General features: G+C 43.6%; 18 protein-coding genes. All 18 read left to right on the top strand.

Going from position 1 to position 16691, the window contains the following annotated elements:
• Positions 1–10: 10 nt before the first annotated feature.
• The 18 genes from cdaA (at position 11) to LEP1GSC185_RS16490 (ending at position 16690) form a co-directional block, all read left to right on the top strand.
• Positions 11–850, top strand: a complete 840-nt coding sequence (cdaA, locus tag LEP1GSC185_RS16405; RefSeq protein WP_008592150.1) for a diadenylate cyclase CdaA — start codon at positions 11–13, stop codon at positions 848–850.
• A complete protein-coding gene (locus LEP1GSC185_RS16410) occupies positions 843–1907 on the top strand; it encodes a YbbR-like domain-containing protein (RefSeq protein WP_008592307.1) in 1065 nt (354 codons plus the stop codon). Before cdaA ends, LEP1GSC185_RS16410 begins: the two co-directional genes overlap by 8 nt.
• Entirely contained in the window at positions 1904–2284 is a 381-nt protein-coding gene (gene acpS / locus LEP1GSC185_RS16415; protein WP_008592441.1) for a holo-ACP synthase, read from the top strand. Before LEP1GSC185_RS16410 ends, acpS begins: the two co-directional genes overlap by 4 nt.
• Positions 2285–2290: 6 nt before the next feature.
• Positions 2291–2512 carry a tetratricopeptide repeat protein gene (locus LEP1GSC185_RS16420; protein ID WP_008592471.1) on the top strand — a complete coding sequence of 74 codons (222 nt, stop codon included), beginning with the start codon at positions 2291–2293 and terminating at the stop codon, positions 2510–2512.
• A 9-nt stretch (positions 2513–2521) separates the two neighbouring features.
• Positions 2522–2905 (top strand): bactofilin family protein, encoded by a 384-nt coding sequence (locus tag LEP1GSC185_RS16425; protein WP_008592741.1) that lies wholly within the window; start codon positions 2522–2524, stop codon positions 2903–2905.
• 22 nt (positions 2906–2927) lie between these two features.
• Positions 2928–3188 carry a hypothetical protein gene (locus LEP1GSC185_RS16430; protein ID WP_024864096.1) on the top strand — a complete coding sequence of 87 codons (261 nt, stop codon included), beginning with the start codon at positions 2928–2930 and terminating at the stop codon, positions 3186–3188.
• A gap of 7 nt (positions 3189–3195) precedes the next feature.
• A complete protein-coding gene (rpsB, locus tag LEP1GSC185_RS16435; protein ID WP_008592958.1) occupies positions 3196–4077 on the top strand; it encodes a 30S ribosomal protein S2 in 882 nt (293 codons plus the stop codon).
• 11 nt (positions 4078–4088) lie between these two features.
• The gene (gene tsf, locus LEP1GSC185_RS16440; RefSeq protein ID WP_008592207.1) at positions 4089–4688 is read left to right on the top strand and encodes a translation elongation factor Ts; all 600 of its coding nucleotides are present in this window, start codon (positions 4089–4091) and stop codon (positions 4686–4688) included.
• Between the two features lie 3 nt (positions 4689–4691).
• The gene (gene pyrH, locus LEP1GSC185_RS16445) at positions 4692–5444 is read left to right on the top strand and encodes a UMP kinase (protein WP_008592152.1); all 753 of its coding nucleotides are present in this window, start codon (positions 4692–4694) and stop codon (positions 5442–5444) included.
• Positions 5434–5988 carry a ribosome recycling factor gene (frr, locus tag LEP1GSC185_RS16450; protein ID WP_008592068.1) on the top strand — a complete coding sequence of 185 codons (555 nt, stop codon included), beginning with the start codon at positions 5434–5436 and terminating at the stop codon, positions 5986–5988. Before pyrH ends, frr begins: the two co-directional genes overlap by 11 nt.
• A gap of 2 nt (positions 5989–5990) precedes the next feature.
• On the top strand, positions 5991–6716 hold the full coding sequence (locus LEP1GSC185_RS16455; RefSeq protein ID WP_008592728.1) for an isoprenyl transferase: 726 nt from the start codon (positions 5991–5993) through the stop codon (positions 6714–6716).
• Positions 6709–7623 (top strand): phosphatidate cytidylyltransferase, encoded by a 915-nt coding sequence (locus LEP1GSC185_RS16460; protein ID WP_008592557.1) that lies wholly within the window; start codon positions 6709–6711, stop codon positions 7621–7623. The genes LEP1GSC185_RS16455 and LEP1GSC185_RS16460 overlap by 8 nt, the downstream gene beginning before the upstream one ends.
• 8 nt (positions 7624–7631) lie before the next feature.
• Positions 7632–8801, top strand: coding sequence for a 1-deoxy-D-xylulose-5-phosphate reductoisomerase (dxr, locus tag LEP1GSC185_RS16465; RefSeq protein WP_008592622.1), 1170 nt, complete (start codon positions 7632–7634; stop codon positions 8799–8801).
• Positions 8795–10486: a site-2 protease family protein gene (locus LEP1GSC185_RS16470; protein WP_008592697.1), complete on the top strand. Its 1692-nt coding sequence runs from the start codon at positions 8795–8797 to the stop codon at positions 10484–10486. Before dxr ends, LEP1GSC185_RS16470 begins: the two co-directional genes overlap by 7 nt.
• A 9-nt stretch (positions 10487–10495) precedes the next feature.
• Positions 10496–12232: a proline--tRNA ligase gene (locus LEP1GSC185_RS16475; protein ID WP_008592881.1), complete on the top strand. Its 1737-nt coding sequence runs from the start codon at positions 10496–10498 to the stop codon at positions 12230–12232.
• A 17-nt stretch (positions 12233–12249) separates the two neighbouring features.
• Complete coding sequence (gene trpB, locus LEP1GSC185_RS16480; protein ID WP_008592241.1) at positions 12250–13464, top strand: tryptophan synthase subunit beta; 1215 nt, start codon at positions 12250–12252, stop codon at positions 13462–13464.
• The gene (gene trpA, locus LEP1GSC185_RS16485; RefSeq protein WP_008592452.1) at positions 13461–14267 is read left to right on the top strand and encodes a tryptophan synthase subunit alpha; all 807 of its coding nucleotides are present in this window, start codon (positions 13461–13463) and stop codon (positions 14265–14267) included. Before trpB ends, trpA begins: the two co-directional genes overlap by 4 nt.
• A gap of 95 nt (positions 14268–14362) precedes the next feature.
• A complete protein-coding gene (locus LEP1GSC185_RS16490; RefSeq protein WP_008592101.1) occupies positions 14363–16690 on the top strand; it encodes an adenylate/guanylate cyclase domain-containing protein in 2328 nt (775 codons plus the stop codon).
• Position 16691 lies beyond the last annotated feature (1 nt).

Raw genomic sequence — 16691 nt, forward strand, 5'->3', positions numbered from 1 at the left:
GGTTCTCGGGATGGATTTTTTAAAAAACATCAGTTTATTCCAAAGTGATAAATTCGGGATCGTGATGGTCCTGGACATCCTGATCGTTAGTTTTTTAATCTATCAATTTTATTCCACCATCCGCAGGACAAGAGGGGTTCAGCTTCTCTTGGGGATCGGTTTGATCTGGGTACTTGGGATCTTTGCCCAGACTTTGAATTTTGAACTTTTGGATTGGATTATAGACAATATCCGTCCTGCGCTTGTGTTCGCGATCATTGTTCTTCTCCAACCGGAACTTCGTAAGATCACCGGGGACATGGCAAGGCTCCGATTGTTCCGCCCTTTCCTTTTAAAGACGGTAACGGATCTGGACGAAATCGTAGAGGCTGCTAAGATCATGGCCAAAAATAAGACAGGATCCCTGATCGCGATCGTTAGAGAACATAGTCTAAAGGATATCGCGGAGCAGGCGGTCCAGTTGGACGCTATTCTCTCCACGAGTCTTCTTCTTACCATATTTAAAAAAAATACAGCGCTCCACGACGGAGCGGTAATCATAGAGCAGAACCGGATCGCATGTGCGGGCGCATTCTTGCCGATGGCCCAAAATTTGGACGATGCTCGTATGGGAGCTAGACACAGAGCTGCACTCGGGATCGCGGAAGAATCGGATGCAGTAGTAGTGGTCACCTCGGAAGAAACGGGAGAAATTTCAGTCTGCCACGACGGCGAAATGATCCATCCGGTCAAACCGATCGAATTAAAGAATCTTTTGAATACTATCCTACAGGAAAAGAAAGCGGCACCAGGAAGTCCAAACTCGGACAAAAAGACCGAGTCCGAAGAAAAGGAGGAGTCCAATGATTAAGGCCCTCCTAAACAACTGGCAGGCAAAACTAGGTTCCGTAATTCTTGCCACATTATTCTATATTAATTTACAAAATTCTAAAATTCTCGTAAGAGAAGTAAATATCAAGATAGAATATCCCAAGCTTAGCGGAGGCCTAATCATCGCTAAAGGATCGGACACTACTTTTCCGGTCAAGGTAGAAGGTGTTCGCGACTATGTGAACTTCTACACTCCTTCCTTAAAAGCATATATTTCCCCTACAGATCTTCATCCTGGCGAGAATATAGTAAACGTGGTCCGTTTCGGGGGTACGACTCCCGGTTTAAGGATCTCTAAGATTCCTGGCAAGGAGAAGGTCAAGATCATAGTCGAGTCCAATGTGAGTAGGACACTTATAATCGAACCTAAACTAGTCGGAGATCCTCCTAAGGATTATATCAAGTCTTCTCATTTTGTGTCTCCCACTAGTCTGGTCGTTGTGGGAAATCCATCCGAGTTCGATAAGGTGGGAAGGTTAGTGACTCTTCCTTCTATTTCCCTGAAGGATAAGACCAAAACATTCACGCAGAAATTTAAGGTCCCGGATCTTCCTTCCGGCCTAAGATACAGGGATAATATAAAAGAAGTTTCCGTAACGGTGAATATCGTAGCGGATTCTTCCACACCAGGAGAAAGTATAGTCTTAGGTGTTCCTGTAAAATGCCAGAATTTGGATAAAAATCTGGAAGCGGAATTTTCGGAGCAGGAAGTTTCCGTAAAACTACAATCTAGAACTCCTTTAAGAAGTATCCAGATCATAAAAGGTCTGAATGCGAGTGTGGTATGTTCTCATAAATACGATCCCAAAACCAAAAAGATCCTTCCCGATGGTAAACCTGTGGTCGCAAAAATCCGTTTGGAAAAAGCGCCTAGTTTGAAGTCTGTAGAGATCCAGGGAGTTTTCCCGGATCGAATTTCCATTCTGTACAGAGTCCGTTCCGATATAGGATCAGGTGGAAATGGAAGCGAAGATGGGGGAGATGGAAACTCGGATCCGGGTTCGGAAGAACCTCTACCGGAGCCTGAGGAAGAATGAAGATCACCGTAGGGAATGATATAGTAGAAAATTCCAGGATCAGAGACTTACTCAATAAACATGGAGAAAGATTTCTGAAAAGAGTATTTTCCGAAACGGAGATTGCATACTGTTCCGGAAGAAAAGATCCGGTTCCTCATCTTAGCGGAAGATTTTGTGTCAAAGAAGCGTTCATCAAGGCGATAGAACCCGGGCATAAGGTAATCCTTGATATGAGAGAAATCGAACTTTTCGGGAAAGAATTCGGAAAAAAAGAATTGGTACTTCACGGAAAATCCAAAGAATTGTTCCTCGAGAAAGGCTATAGCGGTGTTTCCGTATCGATCAGCCATGCGGAAAATTATTCCACTGCAATCGTCGTTCTCTATAAGGAGTGAGCATCCATGGTCACCGAGTCTTTTAAACAAACTCTGAAATTGTACGACGAAGGTCTCGCATTGTACAAGAATAGAAAGTTCAAGGAAGCTTGGGAACTGTTCAAAAAGGCAGTAGAGATCACTCCGAACGACGGGCCTTCTAAAAAATATATAGGACGCTGCGAAGCATTTATCGCGAATCCTCCTCCAGAAGATTGGGATGGGGTTTTCGAGATGAAAACGAAATAATCTGGTATCATGTCAAAAAAAGCCTCAACCGCATCCAAACCAAGCCGCACTGTAACCGAATTCGGGACTATCTCCACTGTTTTAGGAAGAGAAACCCATTTTTCAGGAATTCTTAACTTCAAAAAACCTTTGGAGATCTCAGGTGAATTCCAAGGAGAAATAGAATCCGAAGGATTCCTATTAGTTAGCGAAGGAGCCAAGGTCAGAGCCAATATTAAAGCCGGGACTGTAATCGTTGGGGGAGAGATCACAGGCAACGTAATCGCAACCCAAAGATTGGAAATGCTTCCTAGTGGAAAAGTGAACGGAAACATCAAGACTGCAAAGCTGCAAATCGCGGATGGAGTGATCTTCGAAGGCAACTGCGAAATGATCCTACCTAATAAGGATTGACCCTTCGGTCCGACCTGAAAAATTGGTATCTGCCAGCCCGAAACGACCTATGGACGGCGGAAAAGCGGCCAAAATCGCATTAGCCATCTTTTTAGGAACCTTGGCCGGAGCCGTAGTCGGAGTAATCATCGACAACGTTTTTGGGGTCCATATCCTCTCCGTCTACCTCTTACAAGAACCGGTTCGGCTGGAACTTTACGTAATTAAAGTCGAAGCACAAGTTACCCCTGCAAGTCTTTTGGGACTTGTGGCGACATTGTTCTTCGTACTAAAAAAGGGGTAAACAACTCATGTCAGTAATTTCCATGAAGAATTTACTGGAAACCGGAGTTCACTTCGGTCACCAGACAAGAAAATGGAATCCGAAAATGGCACCGTATGTCTTCACTGCAAGAAACGGGATCCATATCATCGACCTTCAAAAAACCGTTCAAAAAGCTAAAGAAGCTTACGACGCATTGAAGAAGGTTACTTCCGAAGGAAAAAAAGTCCTATTCGTAGGAACTAAAAAACAAGCGAGAGGAGCGATCGAAAGAGAAGCACTCCGTTGTAATATGTTCTTCATCAATAACCGCTGGCCGGGCGGACTTTTAACCAACTGGAACACAGTTAAAAAATCCATCGCTCGTTTGAAAAAACTAGAGGGAATGGAAACGGATAATAGCTTCGAAAAAGAAGTTAAAACTAAAAAAGAAATTCTATCTCTTCGTAGAGAATTAGATAAACTCCGCAAAACTTTGGGCGGGATCAAGGATATGAATAGCATTCCTGAAGTTCTTTTCGTGATCGATCCTAAGAAAGAAGAGATCGCAGTAAAAGAAGCTCGTAAACTTGGTCTTAAAATTTTCGCAGTGGTGGATACCAACTGTGATCCTGAGTTGATCGACTATCCAATCCCAGGTAACGACGACGCGATCCGTGCTATCTCCTTATTCCTCGAAACCATGTCTAACGCGGTAATCGAAGGAACAGGTGGAGTTGTAGAACAACCTCGCTTCAGCGAAGATTTGGATTCGGAAGCGCTTGCTCTTGAATACCAAGGTGAATACGACGAAAGTGGTAAGTTCATTATGGACGAGGATCCAGTTAGCCCTAAAAAAGAGGAAGCTGCTGCTACTCCTGCTCCTGCGGTTGAATCTCCTGCTACTATTGAAATCGATAAAGGCGAGTAAGAGGGAAGATCATGTCAGCATCTACTACCGACCTTATTAAGGAACTAAGAGACCGCACCGGTGCGGGATTGATGGATTGTAAAAAAGCTCTTCAAGAGAACGGTAACGATCTAGACAAATCCGCAGATTGGTTGCGTGAAAAAGGGATCGCTAAGGCTGCTAAAAAAGCGGGCCGTGTAACAAAAGAAGGAAGAGCCGTTTCTTATATTCATGGAGACGGAAAGATCGGAGTTCTGCTTGAGCTCAACTCCGAGACTGACTTCGTTGCGCGTAACGAAGCTTTTGAAGCTTTGGGAAAAGAAATTTGCCTACAAATCGCGGCTATGGCTCCGTTATATGTAAGCGAAGACCAAGTCCCTGCAGAAGATATCGAGCGTGAAACTAAGGTTTTGGAAGCTCAATTAAAAGAAGAAGGTAAAAAACCTGAACAGATCGAAAAGATCATTCCAGGAAAGATCAAAAAGTATTACTCCGAAGTATGCCTTTTGAACCAAGCCTTCATCAAGGATAACGCTAAAACCGTTGACGATCTGGTTAAGGAATCCATCGCGAAATTCGGTGAAAATATCACCGTAGCTCGTTTTGCTCGTTTCCAGGTAGGCGGCGCGTAAACCTTGGCCGAAGAAACTTCTAAGTATAAGCGGATCTTGATTAAACTCTCCGGTGAGGCTCTTGCCGGAGAGGGCGAGTTTGGGATCGATAGCAATAAGGCCCATTCTCTTGCAGAAGAGATCAAAGAAGTTCATTCTTTAGGAGTAGAGATCGCTCTGGTAGTCGGAGGGGGAAACCTGATCCGAGGAGCGAATCTCGCTAAGGTGGGGATGGACCAAGCCACCGCAGATTATATGGGGATGCTTGCTACCATCCAAAACGCATTGGCTCTACAAGACGCCTGCGAAAAAAAAGGACTCTACACTAGAGTTCAGTCCGCAATCGACATTCATTCCATCGCAGAAAGTTATATTCGCCGAAGAGCGGTCCGACACTTGGAAAAGAAAAGGATCGTGATATTTGCAGGCGGGATCGGTAACCCTTATTTTACTACGGACACAGCAGCAAGTTTAAGAGCGGTAGAAGTAGGATGCGAAGTGATCTTGAAAGCCACTAAGGTGGACGGAGTTTACGAAGCGGATCCTAAAAAAGATCCAAGCGCTAAACGATATACTCATATCTCCTTTATGGAATCCATTAAACGTAGATTGAAAGTTATGGATTCTACCGCCCTCAGCCTCTGCATGGAAAACAATATGTCTATAATCGTATTTGACATTTTTAAGCGGGGCAATTTAAAAGATTTGGTTCTGGGGGACAAAAAAATAGGTACCCTGATTTCCAACTCGGAGGATATTCGGATCGATGGCGAATGAAGAATTAATCAACGCAATGAAATCCAAGATGGATAAAACCGTGGAGTTACTTAAAAAGGATTTCGCGGGAGTCCGGACGGGCAGGGCCAACCCTGCATTGATCGAAGATCTTAGAGTGGAATATTACGGAACTCCTACTCCAATCAATCAGTTGGGAAATATTTCAGCTCCTGAGCCTAGACTTTTGGTAGTTTCTCCTTATGATAAGGGGACTATGAAAGATATCGAAAAGGCAATCCAAGCTTCCGGACTTGGGCTACAACCTACGAACGACGGGGTTGTAATCCGTATCATTATTCCGGAACTTACGGGCGAAAGACGTAAAGAATTGGCTAAAGTGGTAAAATCCAAATCGGAAGAAAAGAAGGTCGCTGTCAGAAACATCCGCAGGGATGCGATGGAGGATCTTAAAAAACATTCCGAAGGAATTTCCCAAGACGAATTAAAAACTCTGCAAGACCAGGTGCAAAAAATTACGGATTCTTATATAGACAAAGTTTCCGCAATTACCGCTGAAAAAGAGAAGGAAATCACTACGGTCTAAGCTTGGCTTCTTCCAAAAAAAAGATCCCCCGTCATGTGGCCGTCATCATGGACGGAAACGGAAGATGGGCGACATCTAAAGGACTTTCCAGATCCGAAGGACATAGGGCGGGAGCGGATGCAATTGATCTTCTCATGGATTCCAGCCTTTCCTTAGGTTTGGAGGTAGTTTCTCTATACGCATTCTCCACAGAAAACTGGAAACGTCCGATCACTGAGATCAGATCCATATTCAATCTATTGGTGGAATTTATAGATTCCCGTTTGGACAAGATCCACGCCAAAGGTATCCGGATATTACATTCCGGTTCTAGAAAAAAGTTAAGTTCCTTAGTTTTATCTAAAATCGATCGGGCTGCGGAGATGACCCGCAAAAACCGCAAATTAACCGTGAACTTTTGTTTGAATTACGGGTCTCAGGAAGAGATTTTAAGCGCGTTTTCCAGATTAGCGGAAGAAAGAAAGAAGAAGTCTATCTCCATCCAAAAACCGATCAGCGTGAAAGAACTCGAAAAATATTTGTATACGTACCCTCTTCCTGCGGTAGATTTATTGATTAGAACCGCTGGTGAGAGGAGATTATCCAATTTCCTTCTATGGCAATCCGCTTATGCGGAGCTTTTTTTTACGGAAAATCTTTGGCCTGATTTTGGAGACAAGGATCTGAGAGAGGCGCTGGATTGGTTCGCAAGAAGGACCCGAAAATTCGGAGGTTTAGAGAATGGGTGAAACTACAAAAAGGATCCTTTCCGCGGCTGTGCTCGTGGCCCTCTACCTGTTCATGATCTTTTACAGGGATTTTTATTATTTGCAAACACTGGCCGTACTTCTTATCGGAGGAGTGATCGGTCTGACGGAATTTTACAGGCTTTCCGACAGAGGCCAGGACGGAAGGCCTTTCAAGGGGACCGGTATATTCTTCTTTATTATAATATTATTAATTTATTATTTTAGATTCGTAGCCTCCCAGAACAAGTTCGAACCGCCGATCTTTTTTCAGACACATTTCAAACTGTTTGTGCCTACATTTGATGCTGTAACATTCTCCTTTGTATTACTTTTCCTATTCAGTTTCCTTCTCCAAATTTTGAGAAGACCTTTGGACGGAGCGATCTTTTCGGTTAGTTCCACTATCTTAGGAGTGGTTTACGCTGCGATCCCGCTTGGACATTTACTTCTACTTTTGGGAATGAACGACGGGATCTATTACGTGTTCTTGGTTTCCGTCGCAACATTTATGACCGATGTAGGCGGATATTTCGGTGGACGTTGGTTCGGAAGGAACCCGGCAGGGCTTGCGATCTCCCCCAAAAAGACATGGGAAGGTTATGTTTCCGGGATCATCGTTGCGATCGGTTCCGTATTTCTCCTGAATATTCTCTGGGAAAGAAGTACAGGGGTCGCACCCTTAGTTTTCGGTGCGGAAGTATTTTTAATTTCTTTAATTCTATCTTTAGTAGGGATTGTAGGGGACCTATTGGAATCCGCTATGAAAAGGGATGCTAAGGTAAAAGATTCCGGGAATTTGATACCGGGCCATGGTGGGATTTTAGACAGAGCGGACGCTTTACTTTTGACCGTCCCTATTCTTTATTTTTATCTACAGATCAAGCTTGCCTTGGGATTTCCGGTCTAATTAAGAATATGAAAAGAGGCGTCTCTATACTGGGTGCCTCCGGATCGGTAGGAGAGTCTACTCTCAAAATACTCCGCCAATTTCCGGAAGAGTTTCGGTTAATATCCTTCAGCGTACATTCCAATTTGCAAAAAGCGGAATCTATCGCGAAGGAATTCCAACCGGATATTCTATGTATTAGTTCCGAATCCGCGGACAGAACTGTACTCGGAAACAAGATCGGAAACACGAAAATACTCTACGGACCTGAAAGTTTAGAAGAGATCGTTTCCGCTCCGGAAATAGAGACCGTAGTCACCGCAGTAGTAGGTGCAAGCGGGATACGTCCTACCGTTGCCGCCATTCGAGCAGGCAAAAAAATAGGGATCGCAAACAAAGAAACTTTGGTAAGCTGCGGACCTTATATCAAAAGTTTATTAGAAAATTCTAAATCATCACTTGTTCCGGTTGACTCGGAACACAACGCGCTTTTTCAACTTTTGGAAAATATGAAGAAGGATTCCCTGGAAAGGATCGTCCTGACAGCCTCCGGTGGACCTTTTCGTAAACTTCCCGTAGAAGATCTTCCAAAAGTAACGATAGAGCAGGCGTTAAAACATCCGACCTGGAATATGGGTCCAAAGATCACCATCGATTCTGCCGGCATGATCAACAAAGGATTAGAAGTGATAGAGGCTCATTTTCTATTCGGATTTTCCTACGATAAGATAGGGGTGGTCATCCATCCTCAGAGTATTGCGCATGGTCTTGTGGAAACAAAGGATGGGGCAAGTTTCGTTTATGCTTCTTATCCTGATATGATCTTTCCGGTGGCGCATTCATTATATTATCCTAAAATAGTTCCTCAAGTTTTGAGATCTCATCCCGCGACATCATGGGGGAACTTGGAATTTTTAGAGCCCGATTTGGAAAGATATCCAGGTCTGGCTTTGGCGTATCAGGCGGGTAGAGCAGGGGGCGTAGCTCCTTCTATCTTTAATGCTTCTAACGAAGTAGCGGTTGAATTATTCTTGCAAGGTAAAATTCTTTTTACGGAAATCCCGACGCTGATCCGGAATGTTCTGGAAAAAATCCCGAATTCATTTCCGAACGATCTGGAGGGATATGAAGAAGCGGATAGAAAGGCCAGAGAATTGGCCTTCCATTTCTCTAAAGATAAGGTAGTGCATTTATGTTAGCAGATATTTTAGGCATCGTATTCATGCTGGCCCTTTGTATTTTTATCCATGAATTGGGTCATTTAATTATGGGCTGGGTCGTTGGTGTAAAGGCCAGGATCTTTTCCATCGGTTATGGAAAAGGGATTTGGAAAAAGAAAATTGGTGAGACCACTTTTCAAGTCACAGGAATTCCTTTAGGCGGATATGTTCTGTTTAAAGGAGACGAAGGCGGAACATTAAAGGGAGAGAAGGGAGAATTTTTATCCACTCCTCCGTTAAAAAGAATGATCCCGGTTTTCGGTGGGCCATTATTCAACTTGATCCTAGGGTTTTTTATCATATTCGGTCTGTACGCGATAGGTTATGCGCCAACTGGAACTAAGATCTATATAGAACCTGCGATCAACGAATATTCTTCCGGATACCAAGCAGGTTTAAGAAGTGGAGATAAGATCGTATCCGTAAACGGGACCAAAACGGAATCTAAATACGAATTATTATCCGAGCTTGGACTTGCTCGCGGCAAAGATATCCAACTCAAAGTAGAGAGAGATGGAAAAGAACTAGAATTTCATTTTGCGGACCCTCAGATCGGAGTGGACTTCGCAGGAGAAAGACTTGTGCAAGTGGACTTCGGATACGGAGCTACATTAAGTCATTGGTTCTTGAAAAAACTCTCATTCTTGGATCCGAACGGAGAAGCGGCGGAATATAGAAAGCAAAGAGAAAGAAAAGCGGCATTGGATCCGAAACTTTCTCCGAGAGAACTTGCCTTACAGGAAGCAAAACTGAACAAAGAAGCAATCGAATCCAGGGCCTTAGACTATCTGAACGACGGGGATCGTATCCTGTCCGTAAACGGGATAGAAGTGCATACCGTTCCGGAATTGCAACGTACTCTCGGAAAATTCCAAAACGAAAAAGTAAAATTAGAAGTGGATCGTAAAACTTATCCGCTGCTCAACCCTTGGACTCGCGAAAAAGCGGAAGTGGAAATGACTCCTCTTGGTGCGTTCGTTGTGGAATTGAAAGATGTTCGAGACAGAAAATATCCCGAAATTCCGATTAGCACGATCAGTCTCAGAAGCCATGATCCGGAAATTAAACTAAAACTTTTAAGTTTAAAGATGGATGGTAAGTCTTTCTCAGACCTGGAAGATTTCAAAAAAACAGTCCAGACCCAAATCGGCAAAAGAGTCCAGCTAGAAGTCCAGGGACAGACTTGGGATGCGACACTCGGATTCTATCAAATCGGTCTCTTAGGTTTTACCGCTAAGATGCATGTGAAAGAGGAAAGTATGGACCGAAAACTTTCCTTCGGCGAGGCATTTTTACAATCCGGTAAAGACGTTGGAAAAATGATCAGCGATAACCTGAGGGGACTCGGGATGATCTTTTCCGGAAGACTGAAGGTTAAGGACAGCGTTTCAGGTCCTGTAGGGCTTGCCAAAGTTTCCGTTCAGTTCTTAGAAGACGGTTTTTATTCTTACTTTCAGTTCGTGGCATTTATTTCGATCGCTTTAATGATAATGAATTTACTTCCGATTCCTGTAGCCGACGGTGGACATATCGTTTTTTTCACATACGAGGCGATCGCCGGTAGACCTTTGCCGATGGCTGTTCAAGAACAGGTTTTGAGATTAGGATTCTTCTTCCTTTTATCCTTGGGCCTCTATGTGACTTACCACGATTTCTTAAGATAATCGAGAGTCATGAGAGCATCTAAATATTTAGTACCTACGGAAAAAGAAAATCCTTCGGACGCGGTAGTCGCTTCCCATAGGCTGATGATACGCGCCGGTCTGGTCCGAAAATCAGGCTCAGGATTTTACTTCTTTCTACCCTTAGGGTTACGCATCCTTAAAAAAATAGAAAGTATCGTCCGCGAAGAAATGGACGCTACAGGCGCATTGGAATTCGAACTTCCTATCATGACTCCTTCCGAGTTTTGGGAACAGTCCGGAAGATGGAGTGTTATGGGGCCGGAAATGATGCGAGTGAAGGACCGTCATGACCAATGGTATGCGCTTGGCCCAACTCATGAGGAATCTTTTTCTTATTTAGTAAAACCTTTACTGAAATCATACAAGGATCTGCCGATCAATGTGTATCAGATCCATACTAAATTCAGAGATGAGATTCGCCCTAGATTCGGGGTGATCCGTTCCAGAGAATTTATTATGAAAGATGCATATTCTTTCCATCTGGATGACGCTTCTCTGGATGCTACTTATCAGGACATGAGGACCGCTTATCGCAAAATTTTCCAGCGTTGCGGCTTGAAAACGATTCCAGTACAGGCGGATTCAGGCACTATGGGTGGTTCTGCTTCAGAAGAATTTATGGTAGTTTCTCCTATCGGGGAAGAGACACTACTTCTTTGCGGTGACTGCGGCTATAATTCTAATAGTGAAAAAACTCCTTTTATTGTGAAAGCGGAGGATTCTCCAAAGGGTCCTAAAGACAAAAAAGAAGTGGCAACTCCTGGTAAAAAGTCTATCGAAGATGTAGCTTCTTTCCTTAACGTTCGCCCTCAGGATACGATCAAGGCAGTTGCTTTCCAAAACGGAAAAGAAAAACTGTTGGTATTCCTACGCGGGGACCTGGAGTTGAATGAGCACAAACTTAAATCTTATTTAAAATGGTCCGACCTGGACTTGATCCCCGAGCCTGAATTAAGAAATTCTAATTTAATTCCAGGTTTTATCGGACCTTCCGATGTAGGGGCAGGATTTAAGGTGATCTTAGATTCTTCTATCCAAATGGATGGAGCTTACGTTGTAGGCGGAGGAAAGGAAGATTTCCATATCCAAGGATATGTTCCTTCTTCAGAGATCAAGATCCAATACGAAACTACGGATGTGGCTCTTGCGAGAGAAGGAGATCCTTGTCCTACTTGTGCAAAAACCTTAAAGGCAGAAAAGGGGATCGAAGTCGGTCATATCTTCAAGTTAGGAGATAAATACACCAAGTCTTTCCAGATCCAAGTATTGGACCAGCAAGGTAAGGCAAAAACATTGACCATGGGATGTTACGGAATCGGAGTAAACCGAACCATGGCTACCGTTATAGAGCAATGTAACGACGAAAAGGGGATTTACTGGCCTATCAGTATCGCTCCTTTCGAGATCTGTCTTGTTACTCTTACAAAAGGTGCAGAACAGGACGCAAAAGCATTAGAATTTTATGAAAACCTAAAGAATGAGGGTTTTGAAGTTTTCTGGGATGAAAGAGATCTTGGTCCAGGATTCAAGTTCAAGGACTCCGAATTGATCGGTTTTCCGATCCGTATCACAGTAGGTAAAAAGTTTTTCGAGTCGGGAGAAATTTCCATCTACGATCGTAAGGCGGACAAGGATGAAACTTTCCAATTCACCGATTTCGACGACCTGAATACCAAAGTTGAAAATCTACGTCAGGAATTATATCAGGAGTTGTTGGGAGATTAATCCCTCCAAAAACTGTCATGGCTAAAGAACGCAGCTTCACTGAAAAAGAAGGATACTTCGGAGATTTTGGCGGAAGATATTCCCCTGAGATCCTGACCGAAGCGTTGATCGAGTTGGAAGATACTTACAATAAACTCCGTAAGGATAAAAAATTCCAAAAGGACCTGGAGTTTTATAGAAAAAATTATATCGGAAGACCTTCTCCTCTCACCTATGCTGAGAAGCTGACCAAGGCCTGGGGTGGGGCCAAAATTTGGCTTAAACGAGAAGACCTAAATCATACGGGGGCTCATAAGATCAATAATACGATCGGCCAGGCTTTGATCGCCAAGGCAATGGGTAAACGTAGGATCATTGCGGAAACAGGAGCAGGCCAACATGGTGTGGCAACCGCGACCGTCGGAGCTTTATTCGAATTTGAAACGGCTATTTTTATGGGAGAAGAAGATCTCCGCCGTCAAAAACTGAATGCGATCCGTATGCAAATGTTAGGTGCAAAAGTGATCGGAGTCTCTTCCGGAACAGCGACTCTAAAGGACGCTACCTCGGAAGCGATGAGAGATTGGGCATTAAATGTTTCTAATACTCATTATATAGTCGGTTCTGTGATCGGACCTCACCCTTTTCCTACGATCGTTCGAGATTTCCAGAAAGTGGTGGGAGAAGAATCCAGAAAGCAGTTCAAAAAAGAGAACGATAAACTTCCGGATGCGGTCGTTGCCTGTGTGGGCGGCGGTTCCAACGCAATGGGAATGTTTTACGGATTTCTAAATGATAAAAAAGTAAAACTATACGGAGTGGAGGCCGGAGGAAGGGGATCTTCTCCTGGAGAACATTCCGCAACGATGTTTTACGGTAAGACCGGATTTTTGCATGGGACTAAAACTTTAGTCATCCAAGACGAGGGCGGACAAGTAGTTCCTGCTCACTCTGTTTCCGCCGGATTGGATTATCCAGGTGTGGGACCAGAACATGCGTATCTACATTCTTCCGGAAGAGTAAAATATGAAACTGTTTCCGACCAAGGAGCCTTGGACGCATTCATGGAAGTTTGTAGGGTAGAAGGTATCATACCTGCATTAGAAACTGCTCATGCATTTCGATTTGCAAAGGACCTTGCAAAGGAGCTGGGAAAGAAAAAGGACATTCTGATCTGTCTTTCCGGTAGAGGGGACAAAGACGTGGCGGAAGTGGCAAGACTTGTCGGTCTTTCGCAAGGAGATTTGATTTGAGCGCGATCGAGAGCGTTTTTTCGGATTCAAAAAGCGCATTCATTCCTTATATTTCTTTGGGAGATCCGAACTACGACCTATGCGTGGATTGGGCGGATGCTCTGATCAGAGGTGGCGCAGACATTTTAGAACTTGGGATCCCGTTCTCTGATCCGGTTGCGGATGGACCGGTGATCCAAAAGGCATTCAAACGTGCTCTTGCGAATCCTTTCTCCATGGAAAAGATACTAGAGACAACGGCAAAAATACATTCTTTGCACCCTCATATTCCTCTAGTGTATCTAACGTATTTTAATCCTATCTTTCATTACGGTTTCGAAAAGTTCGCTCAAGAAGCCAAGATCGCAGGCATCCAAGGTATGATCATTCCTGATCTTCCATATGATACCCCTGAAACAGACGAATTATTCAAATCTTTAAAAAGAAGAGGAGTGGATCTGATCCATTTAGTAACTCCAGCAACTCCTCTAAATCGAATGAAAGGAATTCGAGACTTTGCATCGGGATTTATTTACTATGTGACTTCCTACGGAGTGACTGGCGAAAGAAAATCGATCTCTGCGGATCTGGAAGATAGGATCAAAACCACTAAGGAAGTTTTTTCCCTTCCGGTAAGTGCCGGGTTCGGGATCTCCGCTCCTGATCAGGCAAAAGAAATTTCACAATATGCGGATGGGATCATCATAGGTTCTGCAGTACAAAGGATCATAGAAGAGAACGGTTCTAATCCTAGTCTTTGCAGAAAAAAACTGGAAGAATACGCACAATCGATTTCCGGTTCTTTGAGAGGAAAAAACCGCTAAAACTCTTTTTCCTAGTCGATATTTTCTTTCCTGAACCGGGAAGAAAATTGACGAAACCGTCCCGGTAGAGAGAATCTTCCGGATCGGAGGAAAGAATGAGCGAGTCCAAACCAGCCCAGAAATTTACCGTTGTGGATATCATTTTCGGGGTTACTACATCCCTCGGAATTCTGGCACATTTTTATTACGCGTTTTTTTCCGAGGCGAATTATTCGCTTCAACTTCTACTATTAGGTGCACTTTTCCTATATTCTTCCTCTTACTTTTTTTATAAAACCATAACTAAGGTTTCTAAAGATCCTCAATTGGTGGGGAGCCTTTGGTTAGCGATCATTGTATCCTTAGTTTGGTTCGACTTGTATGTTGCATTCACTCCTGTTTCCGAGTTGGAAGAAAGTTCCATCTCTTGGAGATTTAACGTTCTTCGTAACCAAACTGACGCAAGGGTGGAGAAGGAATCCGACAAGGGAGATCTGGAACAGATCCAATTGAAACCTCCCGAAAAAGCAAGAAGGGACATCAATATCATCGGGATCACCACTAAAACTTTGGATCAACTAGGCGGTGTATGGCCTCTTCCTTGGAAATATTACGCAAAGATAATAGATAAATTCGCTTCTTCTACCAACCATCTGATGTTCGACGTTTTCTTTCTGGACTATAAGCCGGGGCAAACGGATGAGATGGCTAAAGCTCTTTCGGGAAATCCTAGGGTTATGTTCGACTACCCTATGGAAACCAGTTTGGAATCCAAGAGCACGATCATCAATTTAGAAAAAAGGACTGAGATCCTTCGTAAATTCAAATTGGAAAATGTGAAGGATGAACAAACAGGTCTTTCTTGGTTAAAATTCCCGCAAGCTCCTATCGAGCCGATAGCCGAAAAATCATCAGGTTTAGGTTTTGCGAATATTAAAAAAGACGAATCCGGCCTGAACCGTAAAATGCCTATCGTCGCCAAGATCTTGGGTTCCGGCCCGGGAAGAGAAGACGAATACTATCCCTCTATCGACCTAGTAATCGCTTGTAATTATTACGGAGTGGATGTCAAAAAAGACGTAGAAGTGGTCATGGGCGAATATGTGAAGATCAAAAATATTCCCCAAAAGAATATCAATTATTTCGACCGTAAGACCTTAAAAATGGTTACGGAAGATATCATGGCTAGGCCGAACGATACTCGCGAGGTTACCATTCCGATCGACGAATACGGTCAAATGGAGATCAACTTTCCGGGAGGATTATATTCTTATAATACTACCGAGTTCTTCGAAGTTTCCGAAGGTTGGGACAACGAAACAGCCACTCAGGTTAACAATAATATTTTCTTAGTCGCGATGTTCTATGCTACAGGAAGAGGAGCCGCAAAAGATACTCACTTGTCCCCATTCGGAGATATGTCCGGGATCGAACACCACGCACATGCGATCAATACGATCCTGAATCAGGACTTTCTCTGGGATATGCCATTGGCCGGGAACTTCCTGATTTTCTTCTCCATGGCGTTTATTGTTGGGCTTGTCCTTCCTAGAATGAAAACTTCTTGGGGATTTTTGTTCATCATAGGTTTAGCGCTTTTGTACAGCGTAGTAACCTTATACGATTTCTCGGAATTCAATATTATTCATGTATTTCCTTCGGTGGTTATAGAGCAGTTCTTCATTTTCGTGGGGATCATAGTCTATAAGATCTTAACGGAAGAAGAGAACGTAAAATATATCCGTACCACATTCTCCAAATTCGTTTCTAAAGACATTGTGGACGAACTCCTAAAAAATCCGGAAAATCTAAATTTGGGAGGATCTAAAAAGGACATTACCATTTTCTTCTCGGATATCCGCGGATTTACCACCATGTCCGAAAAAATGGGTCCGGAAGAACTGGTCCAATTCCTAAATCAGTATCTATCGGAAATGACCGAGATCATTATCGAGTTCAAGGGAACGATTGATAAATACATGGGGGATGCGATTATGGCTTTCTGGGGGGCTCCGGTTCCTCTAGAAGACCATGCTTACTACGCTTGCGCGGCTTCCATTGCACAAATGAGAAGGCTCGCAGTCCTGAAGGAAGAATGGAAAGCAAGAGATCTTCCTGTAATGGACATCGGGATCGGATTAAATTCCGGACCGGCAGTCGTTGGTAATATGGGGAGTTCTCACCGGATGGACTATACTTGTATGGGAGATACCATTAACCTGGGATCTCGTCTGGAAGGATCCAACAAGGAATATGCCACAAACATTATCATTTCGGAATATACGTACGAAAAGGTTAAGGACCGTATAATTGCCAGAGAACTGGATCTAGTCAAGGTAAAGGGTAAAACCAAACCGGTCAGGATCTATGAACTGATAGACTTAGTGAACGAAGAAGACTTAAAACTTCTGAGGAGACCTTTGAATTCGGTAGAGCAGTCCTGAT

The sequence above is a fragment of the Leptospira licerasiae serovar Varillal str. VAR 010 genome (assembly GCF_000244755.1).
GTDB lineage: Bacteria > Spirochaetota > Leptospiria > Leptospirales > Leptospiraceae > Leptospira_B > Leptospira_B licerasiae.